We start from the raw sequence: 18,858 nt of genomic DNA on the forward strand, positions 1-18,858 counted from the left end.
AGTTCACACCTTTTCACCTACCTTTGATTGATAAAGATAAATTAAGGGTGAACCCAATGATGAAAAGAATCACGACACTTGCCGTCTCGGCCATTACGATTTTGAGTCTGAGTGCCTGTAAAAGCATGCCAGCATATACCAGTGATTACACTAAAGCGCGTGAGCAAGTGAATGGTGTAGTGATGGATGATCAAAAAGCTATGGACATCGGCCAGCGATTTGTGGGTGCCTTTAATACCCTCGGTACACCGTCATTTGTGAAAAATGCCAGTAATCTATATGCCGATCAGCTTTACATCAACGATACTTTATCTCAGTTTTCCAATAAGCAAGAATTGGTGAAGCATTTTGAAGGCATGAACAAACGCGTGAGCAACGTGACCGTAAAACTCATCAGCGCGACCCATCATGAAGACTCCGCATATATTCACTGGCACATGGCTTATGACTTCAAGATGTTCGGTAGTACCAAAACTATGGACTCCTACGGTATCAGCGAAATTAAAGTGAATCCGCAACAACAGATTATTTTCCAGCAAGATTTCTGGGACCCTGCTAACGGCTTATTCCGTTCATTACCTGTATTTGGAGGAGCTTACAAATGGGTACTACCATTCAAAAAATCGTAATTGGTAGTGTGTTGGGCGTGTCATCATTATGGATGACACAAACAGCATCGGCCAGCGAATTAAAAAAATGCAGTACAGCACCAATTGTGGTGACGCTCAAAAATGTCGGTAAAGTCAGCTACTATGCGCAAGATTGTGCCAAGGCATGGAATACGCAGGATATCCGGCTTGACTTCTACTACACCCGTGATATTCCAGAATGGGCATTTAAAAAAGCGGCCACACATTTTCTGGAAAAAAATATTTCTGGCTTTAGCAGTAAATCCCCTTTGAACCAGATTACCGCGCTCTATCGGCCAGTAAAATCGGGAGATTTATATAGCATTGGCTATCAAATGCAAAATCAGAAACTGGATCTGGTTTTAAACAATAAACCGCTTGGTTCAATTACCGATCCGCATGCCAATGATTATTTTAAAATTTGGTTTGGTGCAGCGCCATTTAATGCTAAGTTAAAACAACAACTTCTCAATTAATGGATTCGCTTCATCTTATGAGCCATCATTTTATACTCATGGTCGAAGATCATTTTGAGCTGGCTGCAACGGTTTGTGAGTTTTTAGAGGCGCATGGTTACGTGGTTGATCATGCGCGTAACCTTGACGCTGCCAAAAACTTCTTAAAGTCACAGCCTTTTCATTTGCTTTTATTAGACGTGAACTTACCAGACGGTACAGGCTACCAGCTTTGTGACTGGGTGCGAAATGATCAAGGACTGGATTTACCTGTACTCATGCTCACAGCGCGTGATACTGTTGAAGATAAACTTCAGGGGTTTTCTGCTGGTGCAGACGACTACTTGATCAAGCCATTTGACTTCAACGAACTGGTTGCCCGCATTCGTGCCCTCATTAAGCGTGCTTCTGGCGAGGTGTCCAATAGCCAAATCAAAATACACGATCTTGTATTAGACACATCTACTCAGCGCGTCATAAGAAACGGTCATTCAATAGAACTGCCACCGATTCAGTTTAAATTACTCAAAACATTAATGCGTCAGTCACCTAAAGTAGTGACCAAGCAAGAACTGATTATGGAATTATGGGGTGAAGAAGAGCCTGAGAGCGATGCACTCAGAAGCCATATTTATAATCTAAGAAAAATGATTGATAAACCCTTTGAACAAAAACTATTACACACCGTTTCAGGAGTGGGTTTAAAGATTGCGATTGAACAAAGCACCTCTTAACAAAGATAAACCACAACAATCAAACCTGTAGTATTTTGTAGCATTAACTCTGGATGGGTTAAAAGATAATATTGACGGTCGAACAGCTCTACTCGCCAGTTGAGCTGTTTACACAGTTTTTGCACCAGTTGTAAACCAATTCCATGCCCTTTTACATCGAGCTTCAATTGAGATTCATTGAGCTCTTGCACTTTGGCATCGTTGGGTAAATCCAATCCAATTCCATTATCGGCAATAATAAGGCTGTTTTTTTGCAAGATTATATCGATCTGGGTACCTTGCGAATAATTTAAAGCGTTACGCAAGATATTACTGAGCACCATTTTGGTCATGGAAGGATATAGCCAGCGCTTTTGCTCGGCTTCTTCGTACTGAATTTCAATATCAATGCCTTTGACCTGACTCATATCGGCCAGATCCATCACCAGATCATCGATGATTTTAGACAAATAATGATGTTCAGTATTTAGATTACTGGTGGTATTTCGCGCTATTGCCAAAAGTGTATCGACCAAAAGCTGCATGTCCTCAATGGTATTGTGCATACGCAGCAAGGATTTGTCTTGGCCAAACTTAACTTGGCATAACTGTAAATTGCCCTTTAAGATCGTCAGCGGTGTGCGCAGCTCGTGGCTTACATCCCCTGTAAACTCGCGCTCTCGGCGGATAAATTCGGTCAAAACTTGATGGTACTTTTCTAGCGCCTGCTTAAGGTATTCTGCTTCTAAATTACCATTGGTACTGATTTGGGCAAATGGCGATTGCTCAGTTTGATGCGCCCAATCGATTTGTTCAAGCGCATTGGCCAATCGTGTAATAGGAGAAAAATAGCGCTTTGCCCGCCGGTTTGACCACCACAAAAAGCTGTATAAAACAGATAAGCTAAACATGAGTGGTGCAAGACCAAACAGCCAGATCAATTTATTGACGTTGCTTTCACCAAAAACCAGCAAGACATGCTGACCATTTTTCTCACCATAAACTGTCATACGATCTTTACCATCAATAAACATCCGGTTTACACCAGGCTTGAAGGTATAAGATTTAAAACGCGGCGGTGGGTTATTGGTGAGCCATCGATAGCCATACAAGTTTTTGGTATCGGGTAAATTCGCATTCGGGTTACGCTGAACGCGAATCCAGTAATGCTCCATCTCCTGCTCAAGGGCAGTTTTTAATAAAGAGCCTTTAATGACCCATGCGCTGCATGCCAAGCCCACCACAATCGACATTGCAATCAAAACAATCTGTAGCCAATAGTATCGATTAAACACATCAGCCACAGGATGATTGGAATGGTCGTTGCGGTAGAACTTCAACATATTTACAACTCAATAACAGCCAATTTGTGGGTTAGGCCGCCTTCTTTTTAAATAAGTAATGCCCAACGACCCACTCTTGACCTTGGTCAAATCCAAACAGCTCGGCACAGGCCATAAAGAATATGCGCCAGCGCTGCCACCATGCATCTGCATCTTGTGCATAAATTTTTTCAAACAACGGTTTGAGTTCAGTTTCATGCGCATCCATGTTTTCAAGCCATGCATTGGCAGTACGCTCATAGTGCTCACCTGACCACTGCCACTGCTGGCTGAGCTCTAAATGATCCTGAAAATGTAAGAATGTCGAGACCGACGGCATCAGACCACCAGTAAAGAAGTATTTCGACATCCAGTCATATTCGTTCTTAATTTCAAATGGATAATGCAAGAATCGATGACAGAAAATATGACACCATAATAAGCCATCATCTTTCAGCCATGTTTGAATTTTTTCAAATAAACGCTGGTAATTGCGCACATGCTCAAACATTTCGACCGATACCACGCGATCAAACTGCCCTTTTTCAAGTTCAAGTACATTCACATCACAGGTCAGGATTTCAATATTATTGAGTCCACGCTGTTTCGCTTGAGCCAAGATGTGTTGACGTTGTGTGGCCGAATTAGACACGCCCTTGATTGAGGCATTTGGGTAACGCTCTGCCATCCAGAGTGTAAAAGAACCCCAGCCACAGCCCAGCTCTAAAATCTGCTGACCATCCTTAAGCTGAGCGCGTTCACAGTATATCTGTAAAGCAAACTCTTCGGCTTCGTCTAGGGTGGTTTTGGCAGTCGGGAAGTAACATGCGCTGTATTTTAAGCGCTTGCCCAATGCGGCCTGAAAAAATTCGGTCGGTAGTTCGTAGTGCTGCTCATTGGCTTTGTCGGTTTCAATGGCAATTTCACTGTGCTTGAGGGTATTCAGCACATCCATATAACGCTGGGCAGCCTGTTCAGGATCATAACGACCTTCCTGAATCAAACGTTTTTTACTGAGCGCACGAATAGCCGCACGAATGGCCTGATCGGGTACAAGGCCACTCTCGACCAGTTTGAGCGATTGTTGAATGATAAAATCCATATATTGACCTATTGTTTTGGTTTTCTAGGAATAAACATTGAAGTTCGTTGCTGATAGTCACGATAATTTTGACCACGGTTCTTTAACGCTTGTTGCTCACTAAATGGAATACCTGTGATGTAATACAAAAATAACCACATCAGCAGCGGATAAATCCACAGCACGTATACACCCACTGCCAAGCCTAAAATCGGGTAAGCAAACCAATGCAACCATTCAAAAAAGTAGTTGGGATGCCGAGAGTATCGCCATAAACCCTGATCCATTGTTTTGCCACGATTGGCCTTGTCTTGCTTGAAACGGTAAAGCTGCTGATCTGCGATGCTTTCTCCGGCAAAAGCAACCAGTATGACAAGCGCGGCAACCAACATCGCGGGCAACATAAAGCCTGACCAGGCGGAAGCAGGCTGATTGAGCAACACCCACATTGGAGCGAAAAATAGCAGTACTAGACCTGCCTGAAACAAGAAAAAAAGTAAGAAGCCGACATGCTGGAACTTGCCCATGGCTCTGCGCATATTGGCATAGCGTGTGTCTTCTTCAGTCTCGGCAAGATAACGCCGAAACAAATGCTGAAACAGGCGTAAAAACCATGCACCGCTTAACACACCAATAAATAAACGAATAGCAAGTGGTGCGGTATCAATCAACCAAGCCGAAAGTAGGATATTGATCGCAATACAAAAACTCCATGCGACATCAACAATTCCCACGCGACGATTGAAGGTTGCAACCAGCCAACATATCAGCATGATCGCAACATCTAGAATAACCAGATTCCATAGCATCACTGATCTCCTTCATTTCCAGATCGATCTCAATATGGACTGGCTTCAAATAGCATATGCACATCGCTAATAACGCCTTCTCTGAAGCCCCCTTCGCAGTAACAGAGGTAAAAATCCCACATACGAATGAAGCTTTCATCGAAACCAAGTGCAAGTACGTCTGCTTTAGCTGCTAAAAAGCGTGCTCGCCAATGATGAATGGTTTGGGCATAGCTTAAACCAATATCATCGAGCTGTTTCAGACGCAGTTTTTGGGTTGATGCTGCCAAAGTCATGACGCTGATAGACGGAATAAAACTGCCCGGGAAGATATACCGCTTAATGAAATCGACTGTATTAATGGCTTTTTCATAGCGTGCATCTTCAATGGTAATTGCTTGAATCAGGGCCAGACCATGCGGTTTAAGAAGATTGCGGCACTGGTTAAAATAAGTTGGCAGGTACTGCTCGCCCACCGCCTCAATCATTTCAATTGAAACCAGTTTGTCGAATTTGCCTTCAAGAAGACGATAATCCTTAAGCTGCACATCAACTCGATGGCTTAAACCAGCCGCTTCAACGCGTGCCACTGCTTCATCATATTGCGCTTGTGAAATGGTAATCGTGGTGACTTTACAACCATAATTTTGAGCGGCGTAAATTGCAAAGCCCCCCCAACCGCTTCCAATTTCGACCAGATGATCGAGCGGTTTAAGCTGGAGTTTTTGGCAAATCTGCTCTTTTTTCAAATCAGATGCCGTTTCAAGCGTCATGTGCTCATCGGTAAATACCGCACTTGAGTACATCATCGAGTCATCGAGAAATAGCTTAAAGAAGTCGTTGCTTAGATCATAATGCTCGGCAATATTTTTACGACTACCCGTGATTGAATTTTGTCGTGATTTGTACCAGAGTTTTAATAAGCTTTGGCTTGCTTGTGCCACCACGTTTTGATTGATTTTATCGAGTACATGTCGGTTACGCGATAAAATCTGAATGAGCTCGACCAAGTGGTCGGTGGTCCAGTCACCGCGAATATAACCTTCGGCGGCACCAAGTACGCCATTTTTAAATATCAGTTCAATCAGTGCCGGATTATGCACCTCAATGGTGGCATGAAGATCTGAGGGCTCACCCACAGTTCCGTTCCACACACCGCGAAAAGTAATCTGACCGTGCTGTATTTTAAGAAGCCCTCTTAAAATCAGCGGTAATGTATCTTGTTCACCGTAAAGAAATGTCTTAATCATGGGTTATATATCCTTATTCTTTTTTGGGTGACGATAAAATGGAACTTTCTTGCGCCACAACTGGAAGGCTTGTAAATAAATCGAAGCTAACATTTTAAAAGGCTCCACACTATAACGAAGAGCATATCGATATTGCTGTGAAGGAAACGTGATGGGGTCTAAGGTGAAATTCATCGTGGCATCGAAGATCAGTTGTTGCTGTTCATAAAGCTGCATATGAATCACATTTTGTATATTTGAATGGCTGAATTTCCACTGATATGCTAGTGCCATAGGCATAAACGGCGACACGTGAAATGCCTTATCAAACTTAAACTGATAGCTCTTAAAATGCTGAATCTGTGCGTCTTGCTCGCGGCAATCATGCACGTAAACTTTACGCTCATTCCAAGGCGTATTGGTAATTTCACTCAAAATAAATTGAAGCTGTTGATCACGATTAAAAACGTAATAAAACACCACCGAATTAAACCGAAATCCGAAATAACGGGGTAAAGCCAATACCCGAATTTCCCAGTCGGCCCGAGCAACGAAATTGGCATGTTCCAAAATTGCTTTTTTGACTCGTTCTCGAATACTACCGCTATACATCGTCAAGAAGTCATTAGGCTTTATGCTCAAAATATTCCAGCGTCGTACCGACCATAATTTACATGTTTGAGCGTCGTGTTCAATTTGATCTGGATTGAACCACAGATAGGTCAGCTCAGATTCAAAAGCATGTGATTTTGGTGAATAACGGCGGTGGCGAATTTTTGCAGGCGCACGTGCAAGTGGGGTCCAGAGCATCTGTAACTCCTTGTGCGATTAAGCATCAACCTGAATTTGATCGACAACACGCTGAGCACTTCGGGCACCATCTTCATGAAAGCCCCAGCCCCAGTAGGCACCACAAAAAGACGTTCGATTGACCCCGCTAATTTCTGACCAGCGTAACTGTGCATCAATCGCAGGTCGATCAAATACCGGATGACGGTAGTGCCGTGTCACGAAAATCTGTTTCGGGTTAATCGGCATGTTCGGATTGAGTGTAGAAAAAATCTGAGATGAACATGACAAATTTTGTAGACTATTCATCCAGTAAGTAAAACCATAGTGCACTTTGGCACCTGATTCTTTTGAATGCTCAGGCGTCACGTGGACATGCCAACTGGCCCACTGACTGCGCGATTTCGGCATAATCGAAAGGTCTCGATGCACCACCATGGTATTGTCTTGATAACTAAAACTACCCAGAATATCTTGCTCGAGCGGCGTTGCGTCATGCAGCAACGGCAAACAGTCGTCTGCATGCGCCGCAAAGATGACCCAATCAAAATTCAACACCTGATCATCTGTATGAATTTCGACATGATCGTCAAAACGCTTTACCTGCTGTACAGCCCTATGCTGCCAAGCAATATTGCTGCACTGCGCTTGAATGGCTCGAATATACGTTGCAGAGCCACCCTTCACTGTTTTCCATTGTGGACGGTCTTTAAGCTGTAGCATTCGATGATGCTGAAAAAAACTGACCACGAATTTATACGGAATCTCACCGACTTGCTCAACCGGACTCGACCATAGCGCACCGCACATCGGATATAAATGCTCTTCACGAAATGCGTCTGAATAACCATGCTGATCGAGATATGCCTTAATCGTCATTTCAGAATCGACTTCATCTATGTTTAACGCCTTGTTGGCTTCATAAAAACGAAGTAAATCCGAGATCATGCTTCTAAAACGCGAATTTGCAAAATTCTGTGGCCGGGTAAATAACGACCATTTTTTAGAAGGATTGTATTGTAAACCACTCACCAGATTGTTTACTGAAAAGCTCATGTCACTGTCTTGAGCACTTACGCCGAGTTCGTTCAGCATCGCACAAAACAATGGATAATTATGGGCATTAAAAACGATAAATCCACTATCAACTGCCACATGGCGGCCATCGACAAATAAGTCATGAGTATCGGTATGACCGCCAAAATACGCATTTTTTTCGAAGATCGTTACGTCGTGATGTTTTGAAAGTTTCCATGCGGCATACATGCCGGAAATACCAGACCCAATAATGGCGATTTTCATCGAACTTCTTCACTCTCAATTTTTTCTATATTTAGTTGTTTAAATTCACGAGACGAGACATGTTGACGCGCTGCATAAACACGCTCTGGGACGTCTTTAATGCCCCACACCAGCCCCATCCAAGACATGATTTTAAGCAGGTAATAAGTAATATCTATTTGCCACCAAAAGAAGCCTTGGCGTGTACTTCCTGCATAATAGTGATGATTGTTATGCCAACCTTCACCTAGAGTAATCAAGGACAAGAACAAATTATTGCGGCTTTCATCGTCTGTATTAAAATCACGTGAACCATAGCGGTGTGCCATGGAGTTGATACACAAGGTCGCATGCGTGAGCAGTACTGTTGAAATCACAAAGCCCCAGACCAAGAGCTGTAGGCCATTGGTACCAAGTTGAGGCGCATAGACTGCCAGTGCTTCACCCAATGCATAGATACCAATCGCAGTAAACACCACGACAGGTAAACTAAAACGATCTAGCCAGATGAGTTCTGGAAACTTGAGCCAATCTTTAATGATGTTTTTACGTGTACCAAAATTTTCTTCGTTTAAAAACCAGCCCACATGGCTATACCAAAAGCCTTTGGTCGATGAATGTGGATCTTGGTCGGTGTCGGTGAAACGATGATGATAACGATGGTGCGCCGCCCACCAAAGAGGCCCGCGCTGTGCACTCATGGTCCCAATTAAAGCAAACAGAAATTGAACCGGACGCGAGGTTTGAAACGTTTTATGCGACAAATAACGGTGAAAGAATGCCGTAATGGCAAACATACGAATAAAATAGAAAAACACCATAAATAAGATGGCAAACCATGACACACCGACCCAGAAAGCCGCCAGACATGCTACATGCAAAACAATAAACGGAATAATTCTAAGCCATTGAGTTTGATGACGTTGACTTAAATTAGACGTGATTGTTTCTTGTGTGTTGTCTGTCGTCGACCAGCTATCGATCCATCGTAGAAAAAATTTAGACATTGATTCTTCCTGATCTGCAGCATTTCTCTCTATGGTGTCATTGTAGGAGATGCGATATGAAGTTTATGTGAAGCATTTCTCTTAAGAGTCGAACCGAGTCAGTGACTCGGCTTGACCTATGCATGACTCATTATTTTTGTGGAGTTTTGACCAACTTGGTTACATCATAGCCATAATCGCGCGCGGTTTGTAAATAAGATTGGTAGGTAGTTGTATCTAATTGTGGGTTACGTGACAAAAGCCATAAGTATTTGTGTGATGGGCCACCGACTAAAACCGTTTGATAATCCGGATCAATCCGAAGTACCCAATAGTCGCCTTTGGTAAAAGGAATCCAGCGTAGACCTTTTGGTAAGAAACTTACTTTAAGTTTGCTGTTACCTGCATTTTGAGGATATGCAACACCTTCCGAACGAATCATCTCGCCAGATTGGGTGCGACAGCTATTAATGACTGCAACAGTCTTATCTGCATTGAGTGCATAGGTTGCAGAAGTATCACTGGCACATTTGCGCTGGAAATAGACTGGCAAATGCGCGATCTCATACCATTTTCCGGTATATTTATTGATATCGATCTGCTCTACGGCTTTCGGTGCTTGCGTTTCAGCGTGCGCTGCAATGGCGCCAAAAATGCTAGAACATACAACAGTTGAAATGGCTAATGTTTTACTCAAAGATTTCATGAAATTCACCTTATGTTTCTTCTATATTTTTAAAATACTGTATGTGTGTGTGAATAAAGCGTGAAATGTACAACATCACTTATGTTTGTGGCATCACATTTTCATCATTTATGAGGTATTGTAACTAGCTTAAAGCATTTTAAACAACTGATAAATCTAAATTTTAAGATTTTAAAGAAAAATCACCAAACAAACACTTCTGCTCGAGCTAATGAAAAACTATCTTCGCCAAAGCATCCACATTTGTACTACACTCACAAAGAGATACTCATGTTTTGAGTATTTGGATAAATCATAAGGACATATGCATACATTATGGATATTGATGATGAGCTAACGCTTAAAAAGATTCAGATTTTTTTAGCGTTTATGCGCTGTGGAAATTTAACAAAAACTGCAACTGAAATGCAGATCAGCAATGTCAGTGTGCATAAGGCATTACACTCTTTGGAAAGTGCGCTACGTTGTCCTTTGTTTAAACATGAAGGCCGAAGCCTAATTCCTCTCAAAAGTGCTTATGTCTTGCAAGAAAATGCACAAAAACTAGTCCAAGACATGATTACGACTGTGAATAAAACCCGTGAAGCGGCTGGCTTTGCAGCAAAGGTTTTGCATCTTGGTTCGTTATATTCGCTCACCGTAAATACGATTCCAAATGTGATTAGTCGTCTGAAGCTGCGTCGAGGCGAACTCGATATTCAATTGCTCTTAAGTTCGAATCTAGATTTGGTTAAAAAGCTGAAATCGACTGAACTCGATGCAATTATCGTGGCCTTGAACGCCACCACAGACGATCCAGATTTTGAAAGTTTACCGATGTTTGAGGATAAAATTTTCTTAGCCGTCAATAAAAACTCAGCGCTTGCCAATACGCATGAAGTGGATTTGGCTAGCTTAAAAGATGAAACCTTTTTAACTTTGTCAAAAGGATTTGCTACACGCAGTGATAGCGATGAAGTTTTCGAAAATGCAGGAATTGACCCTAAAGTGTTTTTGGAAGTGAGCGATATTTTTACTCTGATTAGTATGGTCAGTACCGGCGTTGGACTCGCCCTTTTACCTGGTCGAATCTCGACGATTCACGAAAGCTCAGTGAAACTCATTCCATTAAAAGGTGCAAAACAGATTAAACAAGAAATTGGTTTGGTTTTTTTAAAAAGTAAGGAGCGTGATCCAAATCTGCTGGCTTTAATTGCAGAATGTCGCATGTTTGCAAAACAATTCTTACATTCATAAATTGTCGGCAACTGGTCAATAAAAACCACTTGCCGAAGTTTCTTTTTAAGTGCATCAACCAAAAATTGCATTGACTGTCAGGAAAAAAACTGACGGACCGAGTAAGCATCCGAGTCCTGTATAAAAGGTTGCGACCAATGCGCCATATGGAACCAATCTGACATCTGTACCTGCTAAACCTGCTGCTGTACCACTGGTTGTTCCGGCCAAGCCACCAAATACCATTGCTGAACGTGGGCTTTTCAAATACATGAATTTTGCCAGTAACGGTGTCCCCACCATAAAAAACACCGATTTAATTAAGCCAATCGCAATTGAAAGCGCAATCACATCAGAGCTTGCCCCTATTGCAGTGCCCGTAATTGGCCCGACAATATAAGTCATCGCACCCGCACCGATCGTGGTCATTGAAACAGGATCTTTATAACCTAAACACCATGCCACAATTACACCAATTGCAAAAGGTACAACGCATCCAAGCATCAGTGCGATTAAACCGATCTTGCCGGCTTTTTTGACTTCTTTTACATCTACTTCAAACGCAGTTGAAGCAATCGCAAGATCACGAATCATGGCACCACCCAATAGTGCAAATCCTGAAAAAATTGCAATATCAGAAATACCTTTGGTGCCATGTGTATACACGCCAGCAAAATATGCGACCACCAACCCTAAAGTAATTGCAATCGCTGAACTTTGTAATTTACCTTTGGTCAGATATTTAGATAAAAGATGTGAGACAAACATCATCAAACCTGTGATCGCCAAGGCGGTCACTAGCGCATTCTTGGTGAGTACTGCAATTAATGTATCCATGTTGAAGCTCCTTTTCTTTATTCAGTTCTTTTTATGCTGTTTTTTCGACTCTTTCGATTGTCCATTCATATGTTTCATAGTCGCCACTAATACGATTGAGATAGCGAATCACCAATACGGTTCCGACCAATGAAGCCACTGAAACAATAATCCCGAGCACACCGCCTGATAGTGCAGCCACCACATTTTGTCCCGCGGACATCGCCACAACAATCGGAATATACATACCAGACCAGTACAACACACCAAACTGTGTCACTTGAGGTAGATAGCCTTTTTTTGCCAATAACTCCTTCATCAGAATAAGTAAGATCATTGAAATGGCTACACCACCGACATTGGCTTTTACTCCAAGTAACATTCCAAGCGTATTACCCAGATAATCGCCGAGTAAGTGACAAATCGCTAAAATCGCTGTTCCATAAATAATCATTTTTAACGTCCTCTATCCATTGAGTTTCTTCATTTTTTGATAACTTCAAATGCATCCTTGCTGGATGTGCATCGCCGTCATCAGACTTTCCAACTGTGTATTCTGAAAGGACAATACGGTTCCTTCTTTGAACGTTTTTTTTGCCAAGCCAGTTAAGACATTTCCTGGTAATGCTTCAATGTGCAATCGGGCGCCTCGCTCCCATGCAGCGCGCACGGTATTGTCCCAACAAATCATCCGGCACATATTAAACACGATATCGTCTACGATCTGCCGATCCGTAGGCAATATTCTGGCGCTTGTACCACTTAAATATTTAATGCTGGGTTGTTGTGTACGAATTCCCTCCATCATCGTCGCCAGTTGCTGTGCCTGTTGTGTAAGTAATTCACAATGCGATGGCACACTGATTTCGACTTTTTTACATACAGCGCCATTTTGCTGAGCAAGTGAACCCACTGCTTGCATGGCGTTTATTTCACCCGAAATTACAATTTGGGTTTCGGTGTTAATATTGGCAATATAAACTTCAGCGTGTGTTGATTTTACGGCGTTTACCCACATCTCGACACGCGCTTGATCTGCACCCAAAATGGCCGTCATACCATATCCAGAAGGATATGCTTCCTGCATGAGTTGTCCGCGCTTCGCAACCAGTTTTAATCCATCTTCAAATGTTATCATCTTGGCAGTCGTGGCTGCGGCCCAAGCTCCAATTGAAAGTCCAGCAACAAATTGGGGCTGGCCCGCATGTTCTTGTAAAAGTGCCGCACTCACCACGCCGGCTATATATAAACAAATCTGTACGGCATAGGTCGATTTCAGTGCATCTGGCTGATCAAGCAACAGCACATCTTGATCTAATACATCAGAAGCTTGCTGAATATAATGTTGCACAAGATGATGCTGAGGCAGGTCGTGCAACATATTCGGATGCTGCGCGCCTTGTCCCGGAAATACCCAAATTGTGCTCATATCGATTCTTCCTTACAGCCAAGGGTTCTGAGTCAATACCGCAGCATTCGATTGCTTGAGCAGTACTTTGCCAGTCGCCCTTGCCCATTCCTTTAAGGCAACGCCACCCCGCGGTGTTTGTAATTGCACATCTATTTTCAAAGCCAATTGATCTAACTGCTCTAACAACCATGTTGCTTGTTTCTTGCACATCGCTTCCGGTGTACGGATAATCAGATCAATATCACTTTGCGGCGTAACGGTTTTCAATCCGGTTGCCAGCTCAAAACCGACGCTCCCGGTATATCCCCAAGCCCAACCTGATCGGTGCATCAGGATATTTATTTGCTCAAGCCGATCTTTTAAATGTGGAAATAGATTTAAATCAACGTGTGCCAATTGTTCTGGTTGCACACATTTTGTAATTACATTGTAATGCAAATGTGTAGCAAAGCGCTCCCCGCGTGATCTTCCTCGAATTCCGACGGGAATCATCTGATTGATCATCACATCACGTCGAACCACTACAGGATGGCCATGTGATACAGCCGCAATCACCCATTGAGGTATATCATGACCCAGCATTTGCGGTGTTATACCCCAGAGTAAATCATGTGGCTGTATCGAATTTATCATGACCACTGCGCCTTCATTAACTCACGAACACGCAAAGAGGCTTGACGATTTTGAGCTTGCAAGCGATGCGATAAATCACAGCGCCCCTGCTGCTGAATATCCTCAAAAGCTCCTGCGATTGACTGAGTCACAGACTCTAAGTCATGTTGGGTTGGATCTTCAGCCGATTCCACCTCAATTAGACCCGATAATAATCCTAAAGAGGCATAGCTTTCGATATCATAAGCCATGGGTGGAATACGCTGAGCCAGATGCTCAAGTTCTTCAACCGTACGCAAGGTCACGCGCGCAGCAGATTCTTTGCCCATAGCATGTACAATAACGCCAGAATCTTTGAGTGCTAGTATCCGATTGGCCTGATAACCATGCGCCAAAAAAGCACCAGACATTGATTTACCTACTAGCAGGCTCACTACTGCATGTCCTGCAAGACGAGCACGTGCATAGCTGTCTACGGCTGCGGCCAAGGCCTGATGAATTCCTAAACTTTCTTCGCGTCTGCCATATGCCTGACTCGGTACATCTACCAAACAAAGAATGCCGCGCTTTTTAGATGCATCTTGATCTTGTTCGATCAGCTGGTTTACTGCATGGGCAAGCCCCCAACCTTCAAGTAGTCCCACCTCCCCATTACGCGCGCGTGGAAAACGATTTTGAGTGTCTGCCGTTATGCAAAATACCCGAACGATCTGGTTATTGATCTTGCCTTCGGCAATCTGCAACGATTCAATTCCGCTTTCGATTCGCTCAAAATTCTGGGTCAGTCGATCAAACCATACTTTCCCTCGAGTAGCCTGTTTGATTGCATTAACATCCATATTCATGCTTTTTCTCCCTGATACAATGCCTGTACTTCTGCCGGACTGATCTGCTGCGTGGTATCTAGGTGCTGAAGCTTTTCTAAGTAGTGTTCTGCTTGCATGCAACGAGGTCGTTGTGGTGAACCTTGCTGAATAAATTCGATGATCTGTGCCTTAATTTGCTCGCGGTTGTCATCGATATAGGCATCGATCAGACCAGTTTTAAAGCGCTGCTCACCCCCACAGATACTCCAAATAAATGGACGATCTTTGGCGTTATACTCTTGTAAACCCGCTTCTTGCTCAATGACTTGCGGACCATTTAGTCCCAGGCGCCCTTCTTGGGTCATGATCAGGTAACTGCATAAACCTGCAGCAATTGACATACCACCAAAGCAACCAACACTTCCGGCAACCACCCCGATGACAGGTTGATACTGACGTAACGCAACGATTGCAGCCTGAATTTCTGCAATTGCTGCCAATCCAAGGTTGGCTTCTTGTAAACGAACACCCCCCGTTTCGAGCAATAAAATCGCGACGGTAGGAATGTGATTGCGGTTGTCTTCGACGGCAAGCTCTAAAGCGCCTGCAATTTTAGCGCCTCCAACTTCACCAAGACTTCCTCCCTGAAACACACCTTCAATTGAAATGACCACCGCTGGCCGACCATCAAGCGTCCCCTTGATCACTACAACGCCGTCATCGGCTTGCGGCACGATATTTTGTTTGATTAACCACGGCGACATGACACGTGCAAAAGGATTGAGCAGTTCTTTTTGAGATGTTGCATCGAGTAGGCTTTTGGCACGCTGGCGAGCATCAAGCTCAATAAAACTCTGTTTTTTCAGTAAGTAATCAATATCAGCCATGTTGCACCTCTTCAAAAGCCTGCTCGAGTCTTAAACGGACAACACCCGGTGTTGCACCAAAGTCATGAATTTCGATGTTGACTGCACATTGCTTCGACTCTGAAAAAATACGTTCAAATAAATTTTTCCAGCGCTGCTCACTACCATCGACTGAGGTGATCACCTGAATGGTGGTGACATTCGACGAACTCGGTTCCATCAAGATTTCAAGATCTCCCGATCCGACACACCCCACCAATGCGGATTTCGCTGCCGCCTCGCTGGCTGAAAATTCAAAATTTAATATTTCCATGCTTGTAATCCTTGCGTTTCATTCCAGTTGATCTGCTCGACTTGATCGAGAAACAACAGCGAAGCCAGTAAATCTGCGGCACCTCCTGCCGATGCGCGAATCATCATCAGCGCTTGTTCATAATCAAGCAGCGCACGGTATCCTTGTTGGCTCGAACAGCCACCTAATGCCAAAATATTTAGCGCGCCGGTTTGGACACGATTCAAACCATCCAGTCCTGCGCGATGAATCACACAGGTGTCGTCTAAGTGTGCCATCATGGCCAGTAAGGCATTAATCCGGGCTTTGTTTTCTTCAATGTGATGTGCCCGACTACGATGCAGCTCGGTCAATCCGTAGGTGGTGAGCACAGGAAATGCCTGTTGTGCCTGATGTTTTGCACCTTGAATGCCAAATTTTTTCTGGATCTTCTGACCATGACTCAACACAGCCTGAGCTGGCACAAAACGATCTGTTAAGCACGCAATCTGTGCTGCAATCTGGCAAAGATGCTCTACATCATGCGCATGCTGCTGCGACAGCTCCAGTGCGGCTGCGGTGACCATGAGGCCCATCGACCAAATTGCACCACGGTGCGTATTTACACCGTTTGTTATCTTGAGCATATGCTGCTCGCCATCACGTCCAAGCTGCCCTATCTGTTCGCGCAGTGCTTGTGAAACGTGACCATGCGCTTGGGCTGCTTCTGCCATGGCTTTAAACATCGGGTAAAGGCTATTTGCAGACTGCTCCATCAATTGAAGTGTCAAATCGTGATGAGCGCCACTACCGCGACGATCCACCAATGCCGGCTTAGGTGTCAGATTGACTTCATCGATTAGTGCTTGTACTGCTAGATTTGCAATTTGCTCTGCCCGTGTAAGTGCGGGTGTTTTGTTTAATATGGCATTCATTACCAGCTCCTAAATTTCGCTGGGGGCTGATACAAACCATCTGACCAAGTCACCAAATCTGCAATATTCTTCGCGGCCAGCAATTCACGTGTCGCATCGGTACGCTTAATCCCTAGATCTTCTGGAAATACGACCAGTCCTTCTGCACGAAGTTGCTGGGTCTTTTTGGGATCTTGCTGTAAGCCAATTTCGGTCACGCCAGCCACTGCTGCAATCATGGCACGACGCTCTTCCTGACTACGTGCCTTATATAAGTAGGCGATGCCTTCCTCGGTTAATAGATGCGTGACGTCATCACCATAAATCATGACAGGAGCCAGCGGCATACCCGCTTTTTTTGCCACCTCGACAGCATCAAGTGTGTTTACAAATGTAGGTTTTCCACCTTCTTGATAGGTCTCGACCATTTGAACCACCAGCTTTTTACCTCGCGCAAGGTAGGTATCGGTATCCGAATGACCTTGCTGGCGCATATCCAGCCATGCTGGTGTATCATGACGACGACCTCGCGGATCATGACCCATGTTGGGTGCACCGCCAAAACCTGCTAAACGACCTTTGGTTACGGTCGATGAATGGCCATCACCATCCACTTGTAAGGTTGCCCCTATAAATAGATCAACCGCATACTGCCCTGCCAGTTGGCACATCATCCGGTTAGAGCGTAGTGAGCCATCTCGACCGGTAAAAAATACGTCTGGACGCGCAGCTACATATTTTTCCATTCCCAATTCGGTACCGAAACAGTGCACACTTTCAACCCAACCAGTTTCAATGGCTGGAATAAGAGTTGGATGTGGGTTCAATGTCCAGTTTCGGCAAATCTTGCCTTTGAGGCCCAAAGACTCGGCATAGGTAGGTAAAATCAATTCAATCGCAGCCGTATTAAATCCAATACCGTGATTCAATGACTGAACCTGATGCTTTTCATAAATTCCGCGGATGGCCATCATCGCCATCAGTACATGTACGGGTTTGATATGTTTGGGATCACGGGTAAATAGCGGTTCAATATAAAAAGGCTGATCAGCCACCACCACAAAATCTATCCAAGAGGCCGGAATATCCACACGCGGTAAATCTTGTACATCATCGACCAGTTCATTGACCTGTACAATCACAATTCCATCACTAAATGCAGCAGGTTCAATTAATGCAGGTGAATCTTCGGTACTCGGTCCGGTATAAATATTGCCCTGACGATCCGCCATAAAGCCTGCCGACAGCACCACATTGGGAATTAGATCGACCAATAAACGCGAATAAAGCTCGATGTAGGTGTGAATGGCGCCGATCTCGAGTAGACCATCTTCAAGTAACTGGCTAATACGAAGGCTTTGTGTACCTGCAAAAGAAAAATCGAGCTTTCGTGCTATGCCTTTTTCAAATAAATCCAGATGCTCTGGACGTCCCACACTTGGCATGATCATATGTAAATCATGCAACACTTGTGGACTAGTTTGTGCAAGTGAACGAGATAAAAAATCGGCCTGTTTTTGATTATTACCTTCAAGCACCACTCGGTCGCCCGGTGTGATCAAGGTTTCAAGTACCTTAATGATATCTTGGGTTGGGATCACGACACCGTCAGTATATTGCTGTGCCATTTCTAGTTTGAGCTGTTTACTGTGACGACGCTTTGTCCATAGGCGTTCTTTATGCTGAACAGAACCTTCCATGTAATTTTCCTTAATGGTCATGTCTTGATCTGTTCTTATAAAATGCTTTTTTTGCGCTTGAATCAATCAAGCAAAATGCAAATTCATTAACCTAAAGTTAATGTTTTTAGCTCTTTTTTGAGTCTTTAGAATGTAATTGAGTAATCAAGTCAATGCTCATGATATGCCAGATTATTCGAGCTTGATTGAATTACGAAAGGACGATCAACTTGACTGGCAGTTTCATTTACACTATCAATGGGTTGATGGAACAGGAATAAACGTCAAA

The 18,858-nt window shown here is 43.7% G+C and carries 21 protein-coding genes; 4 read left to right on the forward strand and 17 right to left on the reverse strand.

Annotated elements, in window-relative coordinates; genetic code table 11:
* The first annotated feature begins 59 nt into the window (after positions 1–59).
* Genes Aso01_RS14765 through Aso01_RS14775 form a run of 3 tightly spaced genes read left to right on the forward strand, consistent with a single transcriptional unit; the run spans position 60 to position 1,818 of the window.
* A complete protein-coding gene (locus tag Aso01_RS14765) occupies positions 60–629 on the forward strand; it encodes a nuclear transport factor 2 family protein (protein ID WP_025094686.1) in 570 nt (189 codons plus the stop codon).
* Positions 602–1,105, forward strand: coding sequence for a chalcone isomerase family protein (locus tag Aso01_RS14770; RefSeq protein WP_004937992.1), 504 nt, complete (start codon positions 602–604; stop codon positions 1,103–1,105). The genes Aso01_RS14765 and Aso01_RS14770 overlap by 28 nt, the downstream gene beginning before the upstream one ends.
* 17 nt (positions 1,106–1,122) lie before the next feature.
* The gene (locus Aso01_RS14775) at positions 1,123–1,818 is read left to right on the forward strand and encodes a response regulator transcription factor (RefSeq protein WP_039910060.1); all 696 of its coding nucleotides are present in this window, start codon (positions 1,123–1,125) and stop codon (positions 1,816–1,818) included.
* Here the strand turns inward: Aso01_RS14775 and Aso01_RS14780 are convergent.
* The 8 genes from Aso01_RS14780 to Aso01_RS14815 form a co-directional block, all read right to left on the reverse strand.
* Complete coding sequence (locus Aso01_RS14780; protein WP_004937997.1) at positions 1,815–3,140, reverse strand: sensor histidine kinase; 1,326 nt, start codon at positions 3,138–3,140, stop codon at positions 1,815–1,817. The genes Aso01_RS14775 and Aso01_RS14780 overlap by 4 nt on opposite strands.
* A 31-nt stretch (positions 3,141–3,171) precedes the next feature.
* The gene (locus Aso01_RS14785) at positions 3,172–4,221 is read right to left on the reverse strand and encodes an SAM-dependent methyltransferase (RefSeq protein ID WP_004937999.1); all 1,050 of its coding nucleotides are present in this window, start codon (positions 4,219–4,221) and stop codon (positions 3,172–3,174) included.
* 8 nt (positions 4,222–4,229) lie between these two features.
* Positions 4,230–5,009 carry a DUF1295 domain-containing protein gene (locus Aso01_RS14790; protein ID WP_004938002.1) on the reverse strand — a complete coding sequence of 260 codons (780 nt, stop codon included), beginning with the start codon at positions 5,007–5,009 and terminating at the stop codon, positions 4,230–4,232.
* Positions 5,010–5,038: 29 nt separating this feature from the next.
* Complete coding sequence (locus Aso01_RS14795; protein WP_004938006.1) at positions 5,039–6,238, reverse strand: SAM-dependent methyltransferase; 1,200 nt, start codon at positions 6,236–6,238, stop codon at positions 5,039–5,041.
* Between the two features lie 3 nt (positions 6,239–6,241).
* The gene (locus Aso01_RS14800) at positions 6,242–7,027 is read right to left on the reverse strand and encodes a DUF1365 domain-containing protein (protein WP_004938008.1); all 786 of its coding nucleotides are present in this window, start codon (positions 7,025–7,027) and stop codon (positions 6,242–6,244) included.
* Between the two features lie 18 nt (positions 7,028–7,045).
* Positions 7,046–8,308: an NAD(P)/FAD-dependent oxidoreductase gene (locus Aso01_RS14805; protein ID WP_004938013.1), complete on the reverse strand. Its 1,263-nt coding sequence runs from the start codon at positions 8,306–8,308 to the stop codon at positions 7,046–7,048.
* The gene (locus Aso01_RS14810) at positions 8,305–9,294 is read right to left on the reverse strand and encodes an acyl-CoA desaturase (protein ID WP_004938016.1); all 990 of its coding nucleotides are present in this window, start codon (positions 9,292–9,294) and stop codon (positions 8,305–8,307) included. The genes Aso01_RS14805 and Aso01_RS14810 overlap by 4 nt, the downstream gene beginning before the upstream one ends.
* 130 nt (positions 9,295–9,424) lie before the next feature.
* Positions 9,425–9,979 (reverse strand): lipocalin family protein, encoded by a 555-nt coding sequence (locus tag Aso01_RS14815; RefSeq protein WP_004938021.1) that lies wholly within the window; start codon positions 9,977–9,979, stop codon positions 9,425–9,427.
* Between the two features lie 315 nt (positions 9,980–10,294).
* On the opposite strand from Aso01_RS14815, the gene Aso01_RS14820 reads away from it, so the two are divergent.
* Positions 10,295–11,215 (forward strand): LysR family transcriptional regulator, encoded by a 921-nt coding sequence (locus Aso01_RS14820; protein ID WP_004938025.1) that lies wholly within the window; start codon positions 10,295–10,297, stop codon positions 11,213–11,215.
* 54 nt (positions 11,216–11,269) lie between these two features.
* Here the strand turns inward: Aso01_RS14820 and madM are convergent, their stop codons facing one another.
* The 9 genes from madM to mdcA are packed head-to-tail and all read right to left on the reverse strand — an operon-like array spanning position 11,270 to position 18,590.
* On the reverse strand, positions 11,270–12,031 hold the full coding sequence (gene madM / locus Aso01_RS14825; RefSeq protein ID WP_004938028.1) for a malonate transporter subunit MadM: 762 nt from the start codon (positions 12,029–12,031) through the stop codon (positions 11,270–11,272).
* Positions 12,032–12,062: 31 nt separating this feature from the next.
* Positions 12,063–12,464 carry a malonate transporter subunit MadL gene (gene madL / locus Aso01_RS14830; protein ID WP_004938029.1) on the reverse strand — a complete coding sequence of 134 codons (402 nt, stop codon included), beginning with the start codon at positions 12,462–12,464 and terminating at the stop codon, positions 12,063–12,065.
* Positions 12,465–12,509: 45 nt separating this feature from the next.
* Positions 12,510–13,439 (reverse strand): malonate decarboxylase subunit epsilon, encoded by a 930-nt coding sequence (mdcH, locus tag Aso01_RS14835; RefSeq protein WP_004938031.1) that lies wholly within the window; start codon positions 13,437–13,439, stop codon positions 12,510–12,512.
* A gap of 12 nt (positions 13,440–13,451) precedes the next feature.
* Complete coding sequence (locus Aso01_RS14840; RefSeq protein WP_004938033.1) at positions 13,452–14,054, reverse strand: malonate decarboxylase holo-ACP synthase; 603 nt, start codon at positions 14,052–14,054, stop codon at positions 13,452–13,454.
* The gene (mdcE, locus tag Aso01_RS14845; RefSeq protein ID WP_004938036.1) at positions 14,051–14,878 is read right to left on the reverse strand and encodes a biotin-independent malonate decarboxylase subunit gamma; all 828 of its coding nucleotides are present in this window, start codon (positions 14,876–14,878) and stop codon (positions 14,051–14,053) included. Before mdcE ends, Aso01_RS14840 begins: the two co-directional genes overlap by 4 nt.
* The gene (locus tag Aso01_RS14850; RefSeq protein WP_004938038.1) at positions 14,875–15,726 is read right to left on the reverse strand and encodes a biotin-independent malonate decarboxylase subunit beta; all 852 of its coding nucleotides are present in this window, start codon (positions 15,724–15,726) and stop codon (positions 14,875–14,877) included. The genes mdcE and Aso01_RS14850 overlap by 4 nt, the downstream gene beginning before the upstream one ends.
* Positions 15,719–16,018 (reverse strand): malonate decarboxylase subunit delta, encoded by a 300-nt coding sequence (locus tag Aso01_RS14855; RefSeq protein ID WP_004938041.1) that lies wholly within the window; start codon positions 16,016–16,018, stop codon positions 15,719–15,721. The genes Aso01_RS14850 and Aso01_RS14855 overlap by 8 nt, the downstream gene beginning before the upstream one ends.
* Positions 16,006–16,911 carry a triphosphoribosyl-dephospho-CoA synthase gene (locus Aso01_RS14860; protein ID WP_004938046.1) on the reverse strand — a complete coding sequence of 302 codons (906 nt, stop codon included), beginning with the start codon at positions 16,909–16,911 and terminating at the stop codon, positions 16,006–16,008. The genes Aso01_RS14855 and Aso01_RS14860 overlap by 13 nt, the downstream gene beginning before the upstream one ends.
* Positions 16,911–18,590 (reverse strand): malonate decarboxylase subunit alpha, encoded by a 1,680-nt coding sequence (mdcA, locus tag Aso01_RS14865; protein WP_004938048.1) that lies wholly within the window; start codon positions 18,588–18,590, stop codon positions 16,911–16,913. The genes Aso01_RS14860 and mdcA overlap by 1 nt, the downstream gene beginning before the upstream one ends.
* Positions 18,591–18,858 lie beyond the last annotated feature (268 nt).

Source organism: Acinetobacter soli, from assembly GCF_000760595.1.
Classification (GTDB): domain Bacteria; phylum Pseudomonadota; class Gammaproteobacteria; order Pseudomonadales; family Moraxellaceae; genus Acinetobacter; species Acinetobacter soli.